Source organism: Bradyrhizobium sp. CB1717 (assembly GCF_029714325.1).
Lineage (GTDB): Bacteria > Pseudomonadota > Alphaproteobacteria > Rhizobiales > Xanthobacteraceae > Bradyrhizobium.
Map to the genome: position 1 here is coordinate 3708219 of NZ_CP121666.1, position 17930 is coordinate 3726148.

At 65.5% G+C, this 17930-nt stretch carries 14 protein-coding genes; 3 read left to right on the top strand and 11 right to left on the bottom strand.

What is annotated here, in order from left to right; genetic code table 11:
• Positions 1 to 110 precede the first annotated feature (110 nt).
• Positions 111 to 1475, bottom strand: a complete 1365-nt coding sequence (locus QA649_RS17425; RefSeq protein ID WP_283025272.1) for a HAMP domain-containing sensor histidine kinase — start codon at positions 1473 to 1475, stop codon at positions 111 to 113.
• Entirely contained in the window at positions 1472 to 2152 is a 681-nt protein-coding gene (locus QA649_RS17430) for a response regulator transcription factor (RefSeq protein WP_283025273.1), read from the bottom strand. The genes QA649_RS17425 and QA649_RS17430 overlap by 4 nt, the downstream gene beginning before the upstream one ends.
• Before the next feature lie 341 nt (positions 2153 to 2493).
• On the opposite strand from QA649_RS17430, the gene QA649_RS17435 reads away from it, so the two are divergent.
• Positions 2494 to 3381: a MipA/OmpV family protein gene (locus QA649_RS17435; protein WP_283025274.1), complete on the top strand. Its 888-nt coding sequence runs from the start codon at positions 2494 to 2496 to the stop codon at positions 3379 to 3381.
• 7 nt (positions 3382 to 3388) lie between these two features.
• The gene (locus QA649_RS17440) at positions 3389 to 4129 is read left to right on the top strand and encodes a hypothetical protein (protein ID WP_283025275.1); all 741 of its coding nucleotides are present in this window, start codon (positions 3389 to 3391) and stop codon (positions 4127 to 4129) included.
• A 4-nt stretch (positions 4130 to 4133) separates the two neighbouring features.
• Here QA649_RS17440 and garD read toward each other — a convergent pair whose 3' ends face one another.
• The 8 genes from garD to QA649_RS17480 all read right to left on the bottom strand — a co-directional run bounded on the left by garD (position 4134) and on the right by QA649_RS17480 (position 15618).
• Positions 4134 to 5675: a galactarate dehydratase gene (garD, locus tag QA649_RS17445; RefSeq protein WP_283025276.1), complete on the bottom strand. Its 1542-nt coding sequence runs from the start codon at positions 5673 to 5675 to the stop codon at positions 4134 to 4136.
• A 113-nt stretch (positions 5676 to 5788) separates the two neighbouring features.
• Positions 5789 to 7237, bottom strand: a complete 1449-nt coding sequence (locus QA649_RS17450) for an aldehyde dehydrogenase family protein (RefSeq protein ID WP_283025277.1) — start codon at positions 7235 to 7237, stop codon at positions 5789 to 5791.
• Between the two features lie 19 nt (positions 7238 to 7256).
• On the bottom strand, positions 7257 to 8600 hold the full coding sequence (gudD, locus tag QA649_RS17455; RefSeq protein WP_283025278.1) for a glucarate dehydratase: 1344 nt from the start codon (positions 8598 to 8600) through the stop codon (positions 7257 to 7259).
• Between the two features lie 26 nt (positions 8601 to 8626).
• Entirely contained in the window at positions 8627 to 9571 is a 945-nt protein-coding gene (gene kdgD / locus QA649_RS17460) for a 5-dehydro-4-deoxyglucarate dehydratase (RefSeq protein WP_283025279.1), read from the bottom strand.
• A 129-nt stretch (positions 9572 to 9700) separates the two neighbouring features.
• Positions 9701 to 10606, bottom strand: coding sequence for a LysR substrate-binding domain-containing protein (locus QA649_RS17465; protein ID WP_283025280.1), 906 nt, complete (start codon positions 10604 to 10606; stop codon positions 9701 to 9703).
• 122 nt (positions 10607 to 10728) lie between these two features.
• On the bottom strand, positions 10729 to 12081 hold the full coding sequence (locus tag QA649_RS17470; RefSeq protein ID WP_283025281.1) for an MFS transporter: 1353 nt from the start codon (positions 12079 to 12081) through the stop codon (positions 10729 to 10731).
• 415 nt (positions 12082 to 12496) lie between these two features.
• Positions 12497 to 14449 carry a hypothetical protein gene (locus QA649_RS17475; protein ID WP_283025282.1) on the bottom strand — a complete coding sequence of 651 codons (1953 nt, stop codon included), beginning with the start codon at positions 14447 to 14449 and terminating at the stop codon, positions 12497 to 12499.
• Between the two features lie 86 nt (positions 14450 to 14535).
• Positions 14536 to 15618: a YbhN family protein gene (locus tag QA649_RS17480; protein ID WP_283025283.1), complete on the bottom strand. Its 1083-nt coding sequence runs from the start codon at positions 15616 to 15618 to the stop codon at positions 14536 to 14538.
• A 426-nt stretch (positions 15619 to 16044) separates the two neighbouring features.
• Between QA649_RS17480 and QA649_RS17485 the strand changes: the two genes are divergently transcribed.
• Complete coding sequence (locus tag QA649_RS17485; RefSeq protein WP_018642852.1) at positions 16045 to 16551, top strand: ferritin-like domain-containing protein; 507 nt, start codon at positions 16045 to 16047, stop codon at positions 16549 to 16551.
• A gap of 47 nt (positions 16552 to 16598) precedes the next feature.
• Here QA649_RS17485 and QA649_RS17490 read toward each other — a convergent pair whose 3' ends face one another.
• A complete protein-coding gene (locus tag QA649_RS17490; protein WP_283025284.1) occupies positions 16599 to 17843 on the bottom strand; it encodes an MFS transporter in 1245 nt (414 codons plus the stop codon).
• Positions 17844 to 17930: the final 87 nt, after the last annotated feature.

Sequence of the window (17930 nt, forward strand, 5' to 3'; positions counted from 1 at the left end):
TCCTGTTGCCGTCGGCGCAGATATTGGTTGCTTGGTGCGAAAGGATGAAACGGGAAAGAAGTTTTTCGTGCCAATGTTTCCGGACGGTTTCGCGGACGGAAGGCGACGCCCTAGCGCGCCTCCAAAGCCAAGTGCCGCGATCTGGCCGCGGCGGCAGCCTCCGGAAAGCACAGGCGCATCGTCGTGCCGCGCCCGGGCTCGGAGGCGATCACGAGCTCGCCGCCATGGGCGGCCATGATCTCGCGGACGATCGACAGGCCGAGGCCGGCACCGTCGCCTGCGCCGTTGCCGGTCTGAAACGGCTCCAGCAGCTTGTGCTCGGCGCCGTCGGGCAGGCCTGCGCCGTCGTCGTCGACCGCAATGCTGCCGCGGCCGAGCGTGGCGACGATGCGCCGCGCGCCGCGGGCGTGGATGAGCGCGTTGCCGACGAGATTGGCGAGCGCGCTGCGTATGGCGGCATCGACGCCCTGCACCAGGAACGGACCTTCGTCGGCCCGCTCGAGCGCAAGCTCGATGCCGGCGTCCAGCGCCGACGGACCGAAATCGGCGAGCACGTCCAGCGTGATCTCGGCAAGATCGATCGGCCGCTTTTCGATCGCGTGATTTTGCAGGCGCGCGAGGTCGAGCATGGCTGAGACCAGCGACGTCAGGCGGCGGACGTCGCGCACCAGCTCGGCCTTCAGGGCCGGATCGGGCACGTCGTCGATCTTCGCGCGCAGCAGCGTCAGCGGCGTGCGGAGCTGATGGGCGGCATTGCCGAGGAAGCGGCGCTGCATCCGGATATAGGCGTCGATCTCGCCGAAAGCGCGGTTCAGCGCCTCGACCAGGGGCTTCAACTCGGAGGGGACTTCGGACAGCGATATCAAACCTTGCGGGGCCGAGGGATCGATCGCGAGCGCGCGGTGCGCGACCCGTTCGATACCGCGCGTGACGAAACGTGCGGCCAGCGCGGAGCCGATGGCGACGGTCGCCGCAAAGGCCAGCGCCACCAGGATGATCGAAAAGCTGCTGCGGACGAGGAAGCTTCTTGCCATCCGGCCGAAGCGGACCTGAGGCTCGCCGACCATCGTCGTGAGCCGCAAGGAGCCCCGTTGCTCGACGGCGAGACAGAACGTGCTCTTCTGGTCGTGGGTGCTGAAGACGGACAAGCCGATCGGCCCGCGATAGGGGAATGCGAAAGGAAGCGCCGGCCGGCGCTCGCTACCATACTCGCTGACGAGATCGCCGACGGATACGACGTACCAGAGGTTCGGGCTGTCGGCCTTCAATTCCTCGAGGGCGGGAGTCGCACGTACCGTCAGGTTTTGCCCATCGATATCAGTGGCGCGATCGAGAACGGCGGCCACGACCCGGCAGGCCCTGAACTCACGTTCCTCCAACGGGTACCTCGAGACGAAGATCGCGACCATGATCAAAAAGATCGTTGTGGCGGCGATGCCGAGCGAGAACGCAAACGTACGGGCGATCGACCTCATCGCGGCGTTGCCAGCCGCAGGATGTAACCGATGCCGCGCATGCTGCGGATCTCGACGTCGCCGCCGAATGCGGCCAGCTTCTTCCTCAGGCGCGAGACCTGCGCTTCGAGCGTATTGGATTCGATCTCGTCGTCGAAACCGTAGATTTCCTCGATCAGGGCGGCGCGGGTGATGACGCGGTCGCGCCGCATCAGCAGTGCGCCCAGGATCAGCGCCTCGCGCCGCCGCAGCAGGATTTTCCTGTCGGCGACCACGACTTCGTTGCTGCCGAGATGCAGCTCGACATTGCCGAGCGACAGCACGGCAGGTGCGAGCAGGCGGGGCCGACGCAACACGGCGCGCACCCGCGCAAGCAGTTCCTGCGGTTCGAACGGCTTGCCGAGATAGTCGTCGGCACCGCCGTTGAGACCGTCGACGACGTCCTCCTTGGTGTCCTTGGACGTCAGCATGATGATCGCGGGGCGATCCGGCGACTGGCTCAGCGCGGTGACCACCTCCAGCGCATCGCCGTCGGGCAGCATGCGGTCGACGATCGCGAGATCATATTTGAAATTGTCCAGCGCCTGGCGGGCATCGGCAATCGAGCCGACCAGGTCGACGACGCCGTGCAACTGCCCGAGCAGGCGGCTGACATAGGCGCCGATCTGCGGTTCGTCTTCGATCACGAGCGAGCGCACGCGGGTCGTCCTTGACTGTCTTGGGGCGACAGGGCCCCCATCTTGACGCTTCCTGGCCGAAGTCCGGCGGTTCGGTTCGTGCGCGCGGTTCCGTTTAAGGCAGCGAGCTTGGCGAATAAAAGGCAGGAACGGAGAGGTTGAACGGCACGCGCGGTCAAAACTTGTGCGCGTGAACTCGTCCCGGGCAATGTTCGGGCAATGTTGGTCCCCTGGCGCACCCCGCGCGGAATGTCGCAGGGACGATTGGCCGTTGCAATCTTGGGGCAATTTTGCCGGACCACATGCTGGGCTCCTAACCACACCAGTCGACTCGGCCAGGAAGGCCGGTCCGGGGCCCTGAAATGAAGCATATTGACGAAGCCGCTCTCCGCCTCACGGTGAATGCGCGGTGGACGACCGCCTGTCTTGCCGCACTCGGTGCGATCATGGCGACCGCGCAATCCGCATCGGCGCAGACCGCGTTCACGCTGCCGGCTCCGCCATTCGAGCTGCCGATGCTGCCGTCGCCGTCCGGCAACTGGACTGTCATGGTCGGCATCGGTGGCGAATACACGCCTGACTTCGTCGGATCGAAGAACAGCAAGTTTCGTCCGATCCCGATCTTCACCATCCGCCGCGCCGGATCGATCGACCAGTTTCGCGGTCCGCGCGACAGCGCCAGCATCGCGCTGCTCGACGTCGGCAATTTTCGCGCGGGTCCTGCGTTCAAATACGTCTCCTCGCGCAAGAGCGACAAATATGCCGAGCTGACAGGTCTCGGCGACGTCAAGGCGGCCTATGAGCTCGGCGGCTTCGTCGAATATTATCCGGTGGACTGGCTGCGCCTGCGCAGCGAGTTGCGCCAGGGCATGGGTGGCCATACCGGAACAGTCGCGGACGTCTCCGCCGACGTCATCGTACCGCTGATCCAGAGACTCACGATCTCGGCCGGCCCGCGCTTCACCTGGAAGAGCACGAAGGCGACCGAGCCGTATTTCGGCGTCGACGCCGTGCAGGCGCTGGCATCGGGGTTGCCGATGTACAATGCCAGGGGCGGCGCGCACTCGGTCGGCTTCGGCAGCCAGATCTCCTACCGCGTCAATCCGCAGTGGGAGGTCCATGCCTATGTCGAATACGAGAAGCTGCTGGGCGATGCCGCGGACAGTCCGCTGGTGAAGCTGCGGGGATCGTCGAACCAGACCACCGTCGGCATCGGTGCGTCCTATTCGTTCGACTTCAGGATTCGGTGAGCCGCCAATGCGTCGCATTGCTGCTCTATGGATTGGCCTCGCGGTCGCGTCCGCCGTCCTCGGTGCCGCCGCAGCGTTCGAAACGCGCGCGACGAAGCTCCAGGCGATCAAGACCGTCGGCATCGTCTCGGCCATCGGTGAGGAGATGAGCCTGACGCGCGCCGGCCTGACCGGGCTTGGCAACACCGGGCAAAGTTCCTCGATCAGCGCATGGGGACTCGATGAATTGATCGTCCAGCAGGCGACGAAGCTCTTGAGCGGACGCTTTCGCGTGCAGCCGGTGACTTACAGGCGCGCCGCGTTCGCTGCCGTCAGGGATTCGGCGGTCGCGCCCGTCAATCTCCTGCGCAGCGATCCGTTCAAGGAATTGGTTCGCAGCGACGTCGCCCCGCAGGGGCTGGATGCCTACATCGTCATCACCCGGGCAAGATCGAAACTCGGCAACGGCCGCAACGTCGAGGGCGTCGGAATGGCCGAATACCGGACGCTCCTTGCCGATTACGGCCTGATCCACGCGCTGTACGAAGTCCGCATCATCGACGGCAAGTCGTTCGACGTGATCGAGAAGCGGGCGGCGGCGCCGCTCGACAACACCGGGACCCTGCGGCTCGCCGGCCCGAGCGGACCGGTCGATGAGACATTTGGCGGTTTGGCTTCGGGCGAACGGCTGCGCGCGGCGATCGCGGACTTGATCACGCGCAGCCTGCCCGTCACATTGGGCGACATGCACCTGATCGATGGTCAGTGAGCTTCTAGGTCACCGGCGCCGGATTGAACAGCGTGAGATCGTTGTGGATGCCCCAGCGATCCGACCACGGTTTTGTGCGGCCGGAGGCGACGTCGAGGATCAGGCGGAACAGGTCCCAGCCGCATTCCTCGATGGTCTTCTCGCCGGTGGCGATGCTGCCTGAATCGAAGTCGATCAGGTCCTTCCAGCGCCGCGCGAGCTCGCTGCGGGTCGCGACCTTGATCACGGGCGCGGCCGCGAGGCCGTAAGGCGTGCCGCGGCCGGTGGTGAACACCTGCAGCGTCATGCCGGAGGCGAGCTGGAGCGTGCCGCAGATGAAGTCGCTTGCGGGCGTTGCCGCGAACAGCATGCCCTTCTGCGTCGCCTTCTCGCCGGGCGAGAGCACGCCAGTGATCGCGCTCGAGCCGGACTTGACGATCGAGCCGAGCGATTTCTCGACGATGTTGGCAAGACCGCCCTTCTTGTTGCCGGGCGTGGTGTTGGCGCTGCGGTCGGCGCCGCCGCGGGCGAGATAAGAGTCGTACCAGGCCATCTCGCGCACCAGGGCGCGGCCGACATCCTCGTTGATCGCGCGTCGCGTGAGCAGCTGAATGGCGTCGCGCACTTCCGTGACTTCCGAGAACATCACGGTGGCGCCGGCGCGCACCAGCAGGTCCGCGGCAAAGCCGACGGCGGGGTTGGCGGTGACGCCGGAGAAGGCGTCGCTGCCGCCGCATTGCAGGCCGATGACGAGATCGGAAGCCGGGCAGGTCTCGCGCTTGCGGGTGTTGAGCACCTTCAGCCGCGCCTCGGCCTGGGTCATGATCGCATCGACGATCGCGCCAAAGCCGTCGAAGGCCTCGTCCTGCATGCGGACGATGGCATCGCTCACGCCTTCCGGCACCAGGCGCTCGGGCGCCAGCTTCTCGCAGCCGAGGCCGACGACGAGGATCTCGCCGCCGAAGTTCGGGTTGAGCGCGAGGTTCTGCAGGGTGCGGATCGGCACCACCGCGTCGGGCGCGGTGATGGCGACGCCACAGCCATAGGCATGCGTCAGCGGCACGACGTCGTCGACGTTCGGATATTTCGGCAGCAGCTCTGCGCGGATTCGCTTCACCGCATATTCCATCGTGCCCTTGACGCATTGCACGGAGGAGGAGATGCCGAGGATGTTCTTGGTGCCGACCGAGCCGTCCGGATTGCGGTAGCCTTCGAAGGTGAAACCTTCGAGCGGCGGCAGCGGTGCGGGGACGGCGGTGGAGATTTCCAGCTTGTCGAGGGCAGGGGCCTCCGGCATGCGGATGCGGGCTTCATCGACCCATTCGCCGGCCAGGATCGGCGAGAGCGCGTAGCCGATGATCTCGCCATAGCGGATGATCGGTTCGCCTTCAGCAATGTCGACCAGCGCGGTCTTGTGTCCCTGCGGCACGAAGGCGCGTAGCGTCAGGCCGCTGGCAAAGCGGGAGCCGACGGGAAGCCCGAAATCATTGACCACGATCGCGACGTTGTCGCGCTCGTTGAGCTTGATGTAGCGGGGCTGCTCTTTCGCTGCGACGTCCTGGTCCATCTGCGCTTGCCTCCGAAACCGTAGGGTGGGCAAAGGCGCAACGCGCCGTGCCCACCGTCTTCACACCGAGCGTAAGCGGTGGGCACGCTTCGCTTTGCCCACCTTACGATGTCTCAACCCGGGAACGTATAAGCCGTCTTCACCGTGGTGTAGAACTCGCGGGCATAGGAGCCCTGCTCGCGGGCGCCGTAGCTCGAGCCCTTCCGGCCGCCGAACGGCACGTGATAGTCGACGCCGGCGGTCGGCAAATTGACCATCACCATGCCGGACTCGCTGTTGCGCTTGTAGTGCGAGGCGTATTTCAGGCTGGTGGTGCAGATGCCGGAGGCGAGGCCGAACTCGGTGTCGTTGGAGATCGCGAGCGCTTCCTCGTAGTTCTTGGCGCGGATGACGGCGGCGACCGGGCCGAAGATCTCCTCACGCGCGATGCGCATGTTGTTGTTGGCTTCGGTGAACAGCGCCGGCTGCAGATAGTGACCGGGGTTCTCGCGCTTGAGCAGTTCGCCGCCGAAGGCGAGCTTGGCGCCCTCGTCCTGTCCGATCTTGATGTAGCGCAGGTCCTGGTCGAGCTGGCTCTGGTCGACCACGGGGCCGATATGCACGCCGGCCTTGAGCGCGTCGTCCACGGAGAGGCCGCTCAGGCGCTCGGCCATGGCCGCGACGAAGCGATCATGGATGCCTTCGGTGACGATCAGGCGGGAGGACGCCGTGCAGCGCTGGCCGGTCGAGAAATAGGCGCCGTTGACGGCGACCTCGACGGCGGTCTTGAGGTCGGCGTCGTCGAGCACGACCAGCGGATTCTTGCCGCCCATCTCGAGCTGGAACTTCTTCATCGGGTTCGAGAGCACGCAGGCCTGCGCGATCTTGCGCCCCGTTTGCACCGAGCCGGTGAAGGAGATCGCCGCGACGTCGGGATGATCGAGAAGCGTCTGGCCCACCACCGAGCCGGAGCCGACCACGAGGTTGAACACGCCAGCGGGAATGCCGGAGCGGGTGATGATTTCGGCGAGCGCGTGGCCCGAGCCGGGCACCAGCTCGGCCGGCTTGAACACCACGGTGTTGCCGTAGCAGAGCGCGGGCGCGATCTTCCAGGCGGGGATCGCGATCGGGAAATTCCAGGGCGTGATCATGCCGATGACGCCGACCGGCTCGCGGGTGAGCTCGACGTCGAGGCCGGGACGCACCGAGGCGCCCTTCTCACCGATCAGCCGCAGCGCTTCACCGGCGAAGAACGCGAAGATCTGGCCGGCACGGGCGACCTCGCCGATGCCTTCGGGCAGCGTCTTGCCTTCCTCGCGGGCGAGCAGGCGGCCGAGCTCTTCCTTGCGGGCGAGGATTTCAGTCGAGATCTTGTTGAGCGCGTCGTAACGCACCTGCGGGGTCGACTGCGCCCAGGCGGGGAAGGCGGCCTTGGCGGCGGCGATCGCCTTCTCGGTCTGCGCCTTGTCGGCCTTGGCGTATTCGCCGACGAGATCGTTGGTGTTGGAGGGATTGATGTTCTTGGTGACGCCGGAGCCGTCGACCCATTCGCCGCCGATGAAGTTCTTCAGGATCGCAGTCATCTCATTCCTCCAGAGTTTCTTAACGGACGAGGCAGGGACGCTTGTCGTCAAACGTCCAGCCGGGGATCAAGTCCTGCATGGCCATAGCGTCATCCCGGGCGCCGAGTCCATGCTTCTTGTACAGCTCATGCGCGGCCTCGACGGCGGCGCGGTCGATCTCGATGCCGAGGCCCGGCCTGTCAGGCACGGCGATCTTGCCACCCTTGATCTGGAGCGGCTCTTTTGTCAGGGCCTGGCCGTCCTGCCAGATCCAGTGGGTATCGATCGCGGTGACCTTGCCGGGAGCAGCGGCGCCGACATGGGTGAACATCGCGAGCGAAATGTCAAAGTGGTTGTTGGAGTGCGAGCCCCAGGTCAGGCCGTTGTCACGGCAGGTCTGGGCCACGCGCACCGATCCTTGCATGGTCCAGAAATGGGGATCGGCGAGCGGGATGTCCACCGCGCCCAGGCGCAGCGCATGGGAGAGCTGCCGCCAGTCGGTGGCGATCATGTTGGTCGCGGTCGGCAGGCCCGTGGCGCGGCGGAACTCGGCCATGATCTCGCGGCCGGAGAAGCCGGCCTCGGCGCCGCAGGGATCCTCGGCATAGGCGAGGATGCCGTGCATGTCCTTGCAGAGGCGGATCGCCTCATCCAGCGACCAGGCGCCGTTCGGGTCCAGCGTGACGCGCGCGTTGGGGAAGCGCTTTGCGATCGCGGTGACGGCCTCGATCTCCTGCTCGCCGCGGAGCACGCCGCCCTTGAGCTTGAAGTCGGCGAAGCCGTAATGGTCGTGGGTGGCTTCCGCGAGCCGGACCACGGTCTCGGGCGTCATCGCTTCCTGGTGGCGGAGGTTGAACCAGTCGGGCTTGCCGGTCTCGCCCGTGACGTAGTCGAGCTTGGATTTACGGCGGTCGCCGACGAAGAAGAGATAGCCGAGCGTCTCGACGCTCTTGCGCTGCTGGCCTTCGCCGAGCAGGGCGGCGACCGGCAGGTTGAGATGCTGGCCGAGCAGGTCGAGGAGGGCGGATTCGATCGCCGTGACCGCATGGATCATCACCCGCAGGTCAAAGGTCTGCTTGCCGCGGCCCCCGGCATCGCGGTCGGCAAAGGCGGTCCTGATATCGGCGAGGATGTTGTTCATCGCGCCGACGGTCTTGCCGATCACGAGATCGCGCGCGTCCTGGAGCGTCTGCCAGATCTTCTGTCCGCCCGGCACCTCGCCGACGCCGGTGTGGCCGGCATTGTCGGTGAGGATGACGATGTTGCGGGTGAAGAACGGCGCATGCGCGCCGCTGAGGTTGAGGAGCATGCTGTCGCGGCCGGCGACCGGGATCACCTGCATCGCCGTGACGACCGGTGCACCAGAAATCTCAGTCTCGGCCATCGCATGCTCCTCCCTGTTGTCGTCTGTTATTCTGCAGCCTGTTGTGACGATCGTGCGGCGGGCAGCTTCTTCACCAGCGCGGCCAATTCCGCGACCTCCTGCTCGGTGAGGTCGGTGAGCGGCGGGCGGACCGGGCCGGAATCGCGGCCGATCACCTTCATGCCGGCCTTGATGATCGAGACCGCATAACCCTTCTTGCGGTTGCGGATCGCGATCAGCGGCAGGATGAAGTCCTTCAGCCCGGCGTGGATCGCCGCATGGTCGCGCTTGCGCACGGCGGCGTAGAAGTTGGTGGCGAACTCCGGCACGAAGTTGAACACGGCCGAGGAATAGGTTGTCACGCCCATGTCGAGATAGGGCAGCGCGAAGGTCTCGGCGGTCGGCAGGCCGCCGACATAGGTCAGGCGATCGCCGAGCTTGGTGTAGACGCGGGTCATCAGCTCGATGTCGCCGATGCCGTCCTTGTAGCCGACGAGGTTCGGGCAGCGCTCGGCGAGGCGCGCGAGCGTGTCGGGCTGGAGGATGGCGTTGTCGCGGTTGTAGACGATGACGCCGATCTTCACGGAGGCGCAGACCGCCTCGACATGGGCGGCGAGGCCCTCCTGCTCGGAATGGGTGAGATAAGGCGGCAGCAGCAAGAGGCCATCGGCGCCGGCCTTTTCCGCACCAATCGCGATCTCGCGGGCGATCGCGGTGCCGTAGCCGGTGCCGGCGAGGACGGGCACGCGGCCCTTGGTCTCGTCGACGGCGACCTTCACGACCTCAGGAACCTCGGTCGGGGTCAGCGAGAAGAACTCGCCGGTGCCGCCGGCGGCGAAGAGACCTGCGACATCATAGCCGCACAGCCAGTCCATGTTGGCGCGGTAGGTCGCCTCGTCGAAGGAATAGTCCGCCTTGAACGGCGTGACGGGGAAGGACAGGAGGCCCGATCCGATCTTCTGGGCCATTTCCTGCGGGGTCATCTTGCTCATGGGCGCGGCTCCCTTATTGCGTGTTGTGGAGGACGCAAGCAGAAGGCTGCGCGTCCATGCGCCGTGGTTTAGGAGACCGTTCGATGCGCGTCCAAGCCAAAGCCTATATCGACCAATGCGGATTCAGCATCAATCTTCCATCGTCTCCGCGGAGGACAATTCACCGGCGATTTTGACCAGCGCCGACAGCAGCGGATTCTCGTCCTCGCGGCGCCAGACCATGAACAGCTCGACCGGGACGCGGGTGCGCAGCTTCAGCGGGCGCAGCCGCACATCCGATATTTTCAGGCTCGCGGCCGCGGCCGGCACGATGGCAAGGCCGAGGCCGGCGCGGACCATGGCGAGGATGGAGTGGATCTGGCTGAGATGCTGGACGTAGCGCGGCAGCACGTCGGCGCGGGTGAAGAGGGCCACCAGCAGGTCGTGGAAGTAGCGGCTCTCATAGGGCGAATACATCACGAAGGGCTGGTCGTCGAAGTCCTTGATGGTGATGCTCTCGGCATTGGCCAGCGGATGCTTCTTCGGGATCGCGGCGAGCAGGGGCTCGGCGACGACGCGGCGGCTGGTCAGCTCGGGCCGCGCGATCGGGGGCCTGAGCAGGCCGGCGTCGATCTGGCCGGAGGTCAGGGCCTCGAACTGATCGCCCGACACCATTTCCTTCAGTGAGAAGTCCACCTCGGGCAGCTTGGCGCGGCAGGCGGCGACCAGCTCGGGCAGGAAGCCGTAGGCGGCGGCAGCGGTGAAGCCGATCTTCAGCGAGCCGGTCTTGCCGAGCGCGATGCGGCGGGCGACCTGCGAGGCGCTTTCGGCAAGCTTCAGGATGCGCCGCGCCTCCGGCAGGAAGCTGCGTCCCGCCGGCGTCAGGCGCACCGAGCGGCTGGTGCGCTCGAGCAGCGGCGCGTCGATGATGTGCTCGAGCACCTGGATCTGCCGGGACAGCGGCGGCTGGGTCATGTTCAGCCGCGCGGCGGCGCGGCCGAAATGCAATTCCTCCGCCACCGTGACGAAACAGCGGAGCTGGTTGAGGTCGAACATCGATACATGCCTTAGATGGATAAGGCGTTTCCCCGGCACTTCTAGCATCGATCATCCCCAAAACAAAGACGGCGGCCGTGAAGCCGCCGTTGAGTTGCCTGGTCAAGCTCCCATGGGAGCCCTCAGGAGGAACGTTTGAGCGTCACCCGCTCGATCTTTCCGACGATGACGAGATAGGCGAAGGCGGCCACCAGCGCGTTGAGGCCGACGAACACCAGCGCGCCGTTGAACGAGCCGGTCGCCGCCAGGATGTAGCCGATCACGATAGGGGTGGTGATCGAGGAGAGGTTGCCGAAGGTGTTGAACAGGCCGCCGGAGACGCCGCCGGCTTCCTTCGGCGAGGTGTCGGAGACGACCGCCCAACCGAGCGCGCCGATACCCTTGCCGAAGAAGGCGAGCGCCATGAAGCCGACCACCATCGCCTGTCCGTCGACATAGTTGCAGGCGATGATCGACATCGACAGCAGCATGCCGCCGACGATCGGGATCTTGCGCGCCATCGTCAGCGAGCCGGTCCGGCGCAGGATCGCATCCGAGATGATGCCGCCGAGCACGCCGCCGATGAAGCCGCACAGGGCGGGCAGCGTCGCGACGAAGCCGGCCTGCAGGATCGACAGGCCGCGTTCCTTGACGAGGTAGACCGGAAACCAGGTCAGGAAGAAATAGGTCAGCGTGTTGATGCAGTACTGGCCGAGATAGACGCCGAGCATCATCCGGTTGGAGAGCAGCTGGCGGATGTGGTCCCAGCCGGAGCCGGCCTCGGGCGCACGCTCGCGCAGCTGATCGTCCTTGGGCGCGTCGAGATCGACCAGCGCGCCGCCTTCCTTGATGTAGTCGAACTCCGCCTCGTTGATCGAGGGATGCTCCTTCGGGCCGTAGATGGTCTTGAGCCAGACGAGGCCCATGACGACACCGAGCGCGCCCATCACGAAGAACACGAAGCGCCAGCCATAGGTGTGCGCGATCCAGCCCATCAGCGGCGCGAAGATCACGGTGGCGAAATACTGCCCGGAATTGAAGAATGCCGATGCGGTGCCGCGCTCGTTGCCGGGAAACCAGGCGGCGACGATGCGGGCGTTGGCGGGGAAGGACGGTGCTTCCGCGACGCCGACAAGGAGGCGGAGCGCGAACAGCACGACGATGGCAGCGCCGGCGCTGAGGAAGCCGACCCAGCCCTGCATCAGCGTGAACAGCGACCAGATGATGATGCTGAAGGCATAGACGAGGCGCGAGCCGTAGCGGTCGAGCAGCCAGCCGCCCGGCACCTGCGCTACGACATAGGACCAGCCGAAGGCCGAGAAGATCCAGCCCATGGCGACGGGATCGAGATGCAGCTCTTTCGAGAGCGCGGGGCCGGCGATCGAGAGCGTGGCGCGATCGGCATAATTCACGGTGGTGACCAGGAACAACATGGTCACGATGAGCAGCCTGACGCGAGATCTTCTCACGTCCGCTGCGGACACCACTGCGCTCATCACGCGCCTCCTTAGAACTCGAATGTTTCCTCAAGGCGAGTCCTAGAGGCGCGTGCGGCAAGGTGTCCAAGTTCAAGGCAGTATCGATCGATGCCGTTTTTGGATTGATGGAACGGCAGGTTGGGGGAACGTTACGGGGGGATGGCGAAGACGATTGCCACACATTCCGCTGTCATTCCCCGCGAAGGCGGGGAATCCAGTACGCCGCGGCTTCTCGATTCAGCACGACCGTCACGGCGTACTGGATCGCCCGATCAAGTCGGGCGATGACACCGAGAGTGTGGAAAGTGCAAACCCCAAGCTCGTCATTGCGAGCGCAGCGAAGCAATCCAGAAATGTATCCGCGGAAACAGTCTGGATTGCTTCGTCGCAAGAGCTCCTCGCAATGACGGCGAGGAGAGAGCTTGCTTCACTTCTACTGCCTTGCGCTCGGCAGCAGCGGTGCGAGCAGTCCGCGCGTCACGCCGGGCGGCACGGCATCGAGGCCGAGCACTGCGCTTGCCGCGGGCAATGCCGCATCCGCCATTGCGGCGTGGCCTTCGGCGCTTGGATGCACGGCGCCGCCATAGACGGCGGAGAGCACGCCCCAGGTCGCATCGTGGATGTCGGTCGGCTGGCTCGCGGCCGGCAAGCCTTGCGGATAGGTCATCGCGGCGAAATAGCTGTCATTGGCGTCGCGGATCCAGCGCGCGCGCGGGAGATAGGCGCGGTACTCCGAGGCGCCGCGGCCGCACAGCATCGGCTGGCTCGCCGCGCTCACGATATCGGGGTTGAAGCTCTGGCCGTTCTCGGCAAAGCAGCTGCGGTCGAATTCGGGATCGTTGCCGGAATGGGCGCAGAAGCCGTGATCGGCGAACGCGGCCTGATGCGCGTCGACGAAGGTCATGCGGTCGGCTTCGGGATCGCGGCACAGTGCACCGCGCGTGCAGGTGGCCAGCCCCTTCAGTTGCGGCAGAAATTCCGTGTCGACGAAGGTCGAGACGCGGGCGAGGCGCTGCGGATCGGCGTTGAAGGACGGATGGATGTCGAAGCCGGCGCGGCCGCCGCGGCAGGGCACGCCGCCGTCGGCGAGCGCCGGATTGGCGTAGGACACATAGACCACGTGCGAGAGGTCGCCGCCGACCAGCGGCTTCAGCGCTTCGCGCAGCTTGACGAAATTCTGTGGCAGCTCGCGCGACAGCGCGTCGCGGGAATCGTCGACGCTCGCCATCACGCCGGAGCGGCGGAACAGCGCGCGCTCGGTCGCCGTGTCGACGATGACGTCGGCGACGAGGCCGGAGAAATAGACGTCGTTGGCGCCGACCGACAGCAGCACGAGATCGAGCGTGCGGTCCGGCTGGCGCTTCTTTGCCGCGGTGAGCGCTTCGCGCAGCTCGGCGACCTGCGCGTTCACGCTGGTGTTGCAGACGCCGGTCTTGCCGGGCGGACATTCGCGGGCACGCTGCGAGCCCAGGAGCCCGTCGCCGATGCTGGCGCCGGTGCAGGCAAGCGGCAGATAGGTCACGGCGATGTGGGTATAGCGCACCGCGAGCGCCAGCGCGGTGCGGGCCTGGTAGCTGTAGAGCGAGCGGTGGCAGGGTGCATTGAACCACAGCGCGCTGTAGTGCTGCCAGTTGGCGAGTGTGTCCGGCGCCTCGCAGGCGCGCCCGCCCTTGTAGCCGTGGCGGCTCGGCCGGTAGTACTGCGCACCGGCGGTGCCGAGATAGGAGCGGAAGCAGAAACCTTCGTCCGACAGCGCCAATGGGCGGTCCGGATTGCCTTCGCCCGAGGCGATGCTGTCCCCTAAGCCGGCGACGAAGACGTCGCGCACCTGGATCTCGGTCTGGACGCGCTGGGTCGGGTCGGAGCCGGCTGAGACGTCGACGGTCGCAACCGTCTGCTTGCCGTAGCGGACGCGCAGATTGACCGGCTCGGCGCAGTCGAAGGTCGAGGCCTGCGGTCCGTCGCCGTCGTCGAACGACCAGGCACAGGTGGCCCCGACCGGCACCGCGCCGACGAGGCGCACGGTCACGGGATGGTCGATCGGCGTGATGTAGTTCTCTTTGACGTTGTCGCGGGTGCAGGGCTGGTTGACCCGGCCCTGCAGGTCGACGCAGAGCCGGTTGACCATGTTGCGGGCCCAGCCACGACCCTCGCTCTGCAGCTCCAGCGACTGCTCGGCGGCCAGAATGCTGCGGTTACGCGCATTCTCGACATGGAGCAGGAAGTCGCGCTCCTCGCGGAACAGGCGGAAGCGGTTGCGCACCTCCCAGGAAACCTGCATGGCGCCGGCGTCCTGCGCCGCTGCGCGCGGAAGCGGCAAAGCGGCCAGAATTCCGGCAAGCAGCAGGACGCTTGCGGAGAGGGTGCGAAGGGATACAGGGATCATGGCCCGCGTTTTCAACGGCAAAGTTGAGGCGGAAATAAGAGGGGATTGCCTCCCCGCCCGCAAGCCTTCCGGCTCCAGATCGCAGCCTACCGTTTATTGGCCTGCCGCAGCAGCCGTTCGCGCTCCATCGGCGCCACCTGCTTGGGCAGATTGGCCTGGGCGCAGGCCTCCGCCAGCCGCCGTCGCTCCTGCCAAGGCTCGACCACGTTCATCCAGAGCTCGCGCGTGCCCATGATGGAGATGGCGAGGCCGAACGGGATCACGAAATAGAGCAGACGGAACACCAGCAGCGTCGCCAGGAGCTGCTCGCGGCCGAATTCGGGCAGTGCCACCAGCATGGCGGCGTCGAACACGCCGATCGAGCCGGGCGCGTGGCTGGCGAAGCCGAGCAGCGTCGCCAAGATGAACACCACGGCGAGCGAGAGGAAGTCGATCGGCGGATTGGCCGGCATCAGCAGGTACATCGCCGTGGCGCAGAAGCCGAGATCGACCACGCCGATCAGGATCTGCACCAGCGTCAGGGGCGCCGAGGGCAGCACCACCTTCCAGCCCTTCTGCCCGAGCTCGCGCCGCTTCTCGCCCATGCAGAGCCAGACCAGATAGGCGCCGATCGAGGCGAGGCCGCCGAGCGCGATCAACCGGTTGAGCGACGAGGGGAGCTGATCCATCGAGGACGCGGCATCCGGATGGATGGCCATGCCGATCGAGAGCACGAAGATGTTACCGAGCCAGAAGGTCAGGCCCGACAGGAAGCAGATTTTCGCGACGTCGATCGCGTTCAGCCCATAGTCCGAATAGATCCGGAAGCGGATCGCACCGCCGGTAAAAACCGTGGCGCCGATGTTGTGGCCGATCGAATAGGACGTGAAGCTGGAGAGCGCTGCGATGCGATAGGGAACGTGCTTCTTGCCGATCGTTCGCAGTGCAAAAAAGTCGTAGAAGGTCAGCGTACAGAACGCGAAGAAGACGCAGATCGCCGCCAGCCCGATGCTGCCGCGGGGAATCTCGGTTAACGCGGTCAGGATCACGCCGGTATCGATGCCCTTGAGGGTCCGCACCAGCGTTGTGATGGCGAAGGCGATGATGAACACGCTCGCGGCAATTCCGAGCCGTCGCCAGCCAATCCATCTCTTGAAGCCGCGTTTCAGCGCGGTCAGCAGTCCGTGCATTCATCCTCCCGGCGGGGGGCAAGACCGACCCGGCCGGGCATTGGCCAGTCGGGCGCGATCGTTGCCGAAGGCAGTGTCGATCGCTGGATATGATCCAGCTCATTTAAGGCAAAAACAGTGACTTGTGCAGCCCTTGACAAGGATAGGTTCTGCGCCAGACCGACTACTTTTGTCATATGCGGTTCACATCGGGCGCGCGTTAAGCACATGAGTCGGCAGATAGGCCCGGATCGTACGTTCACATGCCGGCACGATTTCATATCGTGCTGCCGCCTGCATTGTTCCAGCTCAAGCGATGCTGGCTTTTATGGAACGTCGATGCCGGGCTCTCGTTAGCGGCCCATCAGTAACCGAACATGGCGGAATAAGCGGCTTTTCGTGCAGGCCGGCGTCTACGTGTTCCCGAAACCCGAGAGGATTGGAACGATGGGACTGTTCACAAAGGACATCAAGACCATGAACGACCTGTTCGTGCACCAGCTCCAGGACATCTACTATGCCGAGCAGCAGCTCACCAAGGCGCTGCCGAAAATGGCCAGCAAGGCCACCGATCCGCAGCTGAAACAGGGCTTTTTGACGCACCTCGAAGAAACCAAGCAACATGTCACGCGGCTCGAGGAAGTGTTCAGGATGCACGGCGTTGCCGTGAAGGCGGTCGACTGCCCGGCCATCGACGGCATCATCGAGGAGGCCGATGAGACCGCCGGCGAAGTCGCCGACAAGGCGGTGCTCGACGCCGCGCTGATCAATGCGGCGCAGGCCGCCGAACATTACGAAATCGTACGCTACGGCAGCCTGATCGCCTGGGCCAAGCAGCTCGGCCGCAACGACTGTGCCACCGTGCTGGCCAAGACGCTGGAGGAGGAGAAGGCGACCGACAAGAAGCTGACGGCGCTAGCCGAGAGCAAGGTGAATCTGCGCGCGGCGAGCTAGCGACCCAGTCTCGTCTGGAGACGCCGTGCAGCCGTGCGGCGTCTCCCTTATTCGTCTTGCGGCGCCGCCGGCCCGGCCTTGTATTTCAGTCCGAACATCAGGGCAATCACCGCGAAGGCCGCAATGGTCACGGCAAACACCAGGCTCGCCACGGTCAGGCTGGTCAGGCTCGAGAGCACGCCAATCCCGATCACCGGAAGCGCGTTTCCGAGAAAGCAGCAGATGAAATAGGCCGAGACCACCTCGGCACGGCGACCATCCGGCGCGATCTGGTTCACCACCTGCAGGCTGCCGCGATAGCCGAGGCCCGCCGCCACGCCGCAGGTCGCGGTCGAGGCGATCATGACTGCGAGCGAACCCACGAATTGTGCCGTCACGAGCAGGGCAAGGCTCGGCAACATCAGGCCGAGCGACCACAGCATGGCGGTGCGGCTGGAGAGTGAGCGCGTCAGCGCGATGACCAGCGCCACAGCGGCTGCCAGCTCGAGGAAGATCGCGCCGGCGACGGCATGGCTGGTGACATGAAGCTCGTTGGCGAGCACGCTCGGTGCCAGCGCGGCGAAAAAGGCGACGAGGGCCATCGCGCCGAAGCCTGTCACCGCGGGCGCCACGAAGCGCGGCCGGATCGACGACGGAACGCCGGCACGCGGCCGGATCGACAGCTGCGCGAACGCGGCCAGCGGCCGATCGACGGTCTCGCGCGCGAAGGCGAGGAGGATCGAGACAACGACCAGCACCGCGAGATAGGCGATGAACGGCGTTCGCAGCGGAAGCGCGACATATTCGGCAAGCAGGCCGGCGATCAACGCGCCGAGACCAAGACCGGTGAAATTCGCGATCGTCGCGATCACGGTGGCGCGGGAACGGTCCTGTTCGGCGATCAGTTCGGCGAGCCAGGCAGTGCCGGTTCCGGCGCCGATCCCGATGGCGAGGCCGCTCAGCACCCGTGCGACGTAAAGGGAGGCGACACCGTGTGCGAGCAGGAAGACCAATGCGCCCGTGATGGCGATGCCGATGGCAATGACCGCCGTGCGCCGCCGCCCGACTTGGTCCGACATCCGGCCGAACACCAGCAATGCGGTCAGATTGCCGACGACGTAGACGGCATAGATCAGCGTCAGGGTGATCTGGGAGAAGCCGAACTGCTGCTTGTAGATGACGTAGAGCGGGGTTGCGATGGTGCTGCCGGCGAACAGGGCGCCGATCAGGCATCCGACAACAAAGATGGTTGCGGTCTTGCCGAACTCTGATCGTGCGCCAGACGGAATTGAGGAGTTGCCAACTCTTGCCATGAGGTTCATCGCCTAGAGGGGAACATGAAAGGGTCAACAGAGACAATCTCGCCCTGTTCCCATGCTTGCGCGCGCACGGGACTTGCA

Coding starts and splice junctions, on each gene's coding strand:
- QA649_RS17450 (WP_283025277.1), bottom strand. CDS start 7,237: ATGACTGCGATCCTGAAGAACTTCATCGGCGGCGAATGGGTCGACGGC.
- QA649_RS17425 (WP_283025272.1), bottom strand. CDS start 1,475: ATGAGGTCGATCGCCCGTACGTTTGCGTTCTCGCTCGGCATCGCCGCC.
- QA649_RS17470 (WP_283025281.1), bottom strand. CDS start 12,081: ATGAGCGCAGTGGTGTCCGCAGCGGACGTGAGAAGATCTCGCGTCAGG.
- QA649_RS17440 (WP_283025275.1), top strand. CDS start 3,389: ATGCGTCGCATTGCTGCTCTATGGATTGGCCTCGCGGTCGCGTCCGCC.
- QA649_RS17480 (WP_283025283.1), bottom strand. CDS start 15,618: ATGCACGGACTGCTGACCGCGCTGAAACGCGGCTTCAAGAGATGGATT.
- QA649_RS17485 (WP_018642852.1), top strand. CDS start 16,045: ATGGGACTGTTCACAAAGGACATCAAGACCATGAACGACCTGTTCGTG.
- QA649_RS17490 (WP_283025284.1), bottom strand. CDS start 17,843: ATGGCAAGAGTTGGCAACTCCTCAATTCCGTCTGGCGCACGATCAGAG.
- garD (WP_283025276.1), bottom strand. CDS start 5,675: ATGGACCAGGACGTCGCAGCGAAAGAGCAGCCCCGCTACATCAAGCTC.
- QA649_RS17475 (WP_283025282.1), bottom strand. CDS start 14,449: ATGATCCCTGTATCCCTTCGCACCCTCTCCGCAAGCGTCCTGCTGCTT.
- QA649_RS17465 (WP_283025280.1), bottom strand. CDS start 10,606: ATGTTCGACCTCAACCAGCTCCGCTGTTTCGTCACGGTGGCGGAGGAA.
- kdgD (WP_283025279.1), bottom strand. CDS start 9,571: ATGAGCAAGATGACCCCGCAGGAAATGGCCCAGAAGATCGGATCGGGC.
- QA649_RS17435 (WP_283025274.1), top strand. CDS start 2,494: ATGAAGCATATTGACGAAGCCGCTCTCCGCCTCACGGTGAATGCGCGG.
- gudD (WP_283025278.1), bottom strand. CDS start 8,600: ATGGCCGAGACTGAGATTTCTGGTGCACCGGTCGTCACGGCGATGCAG.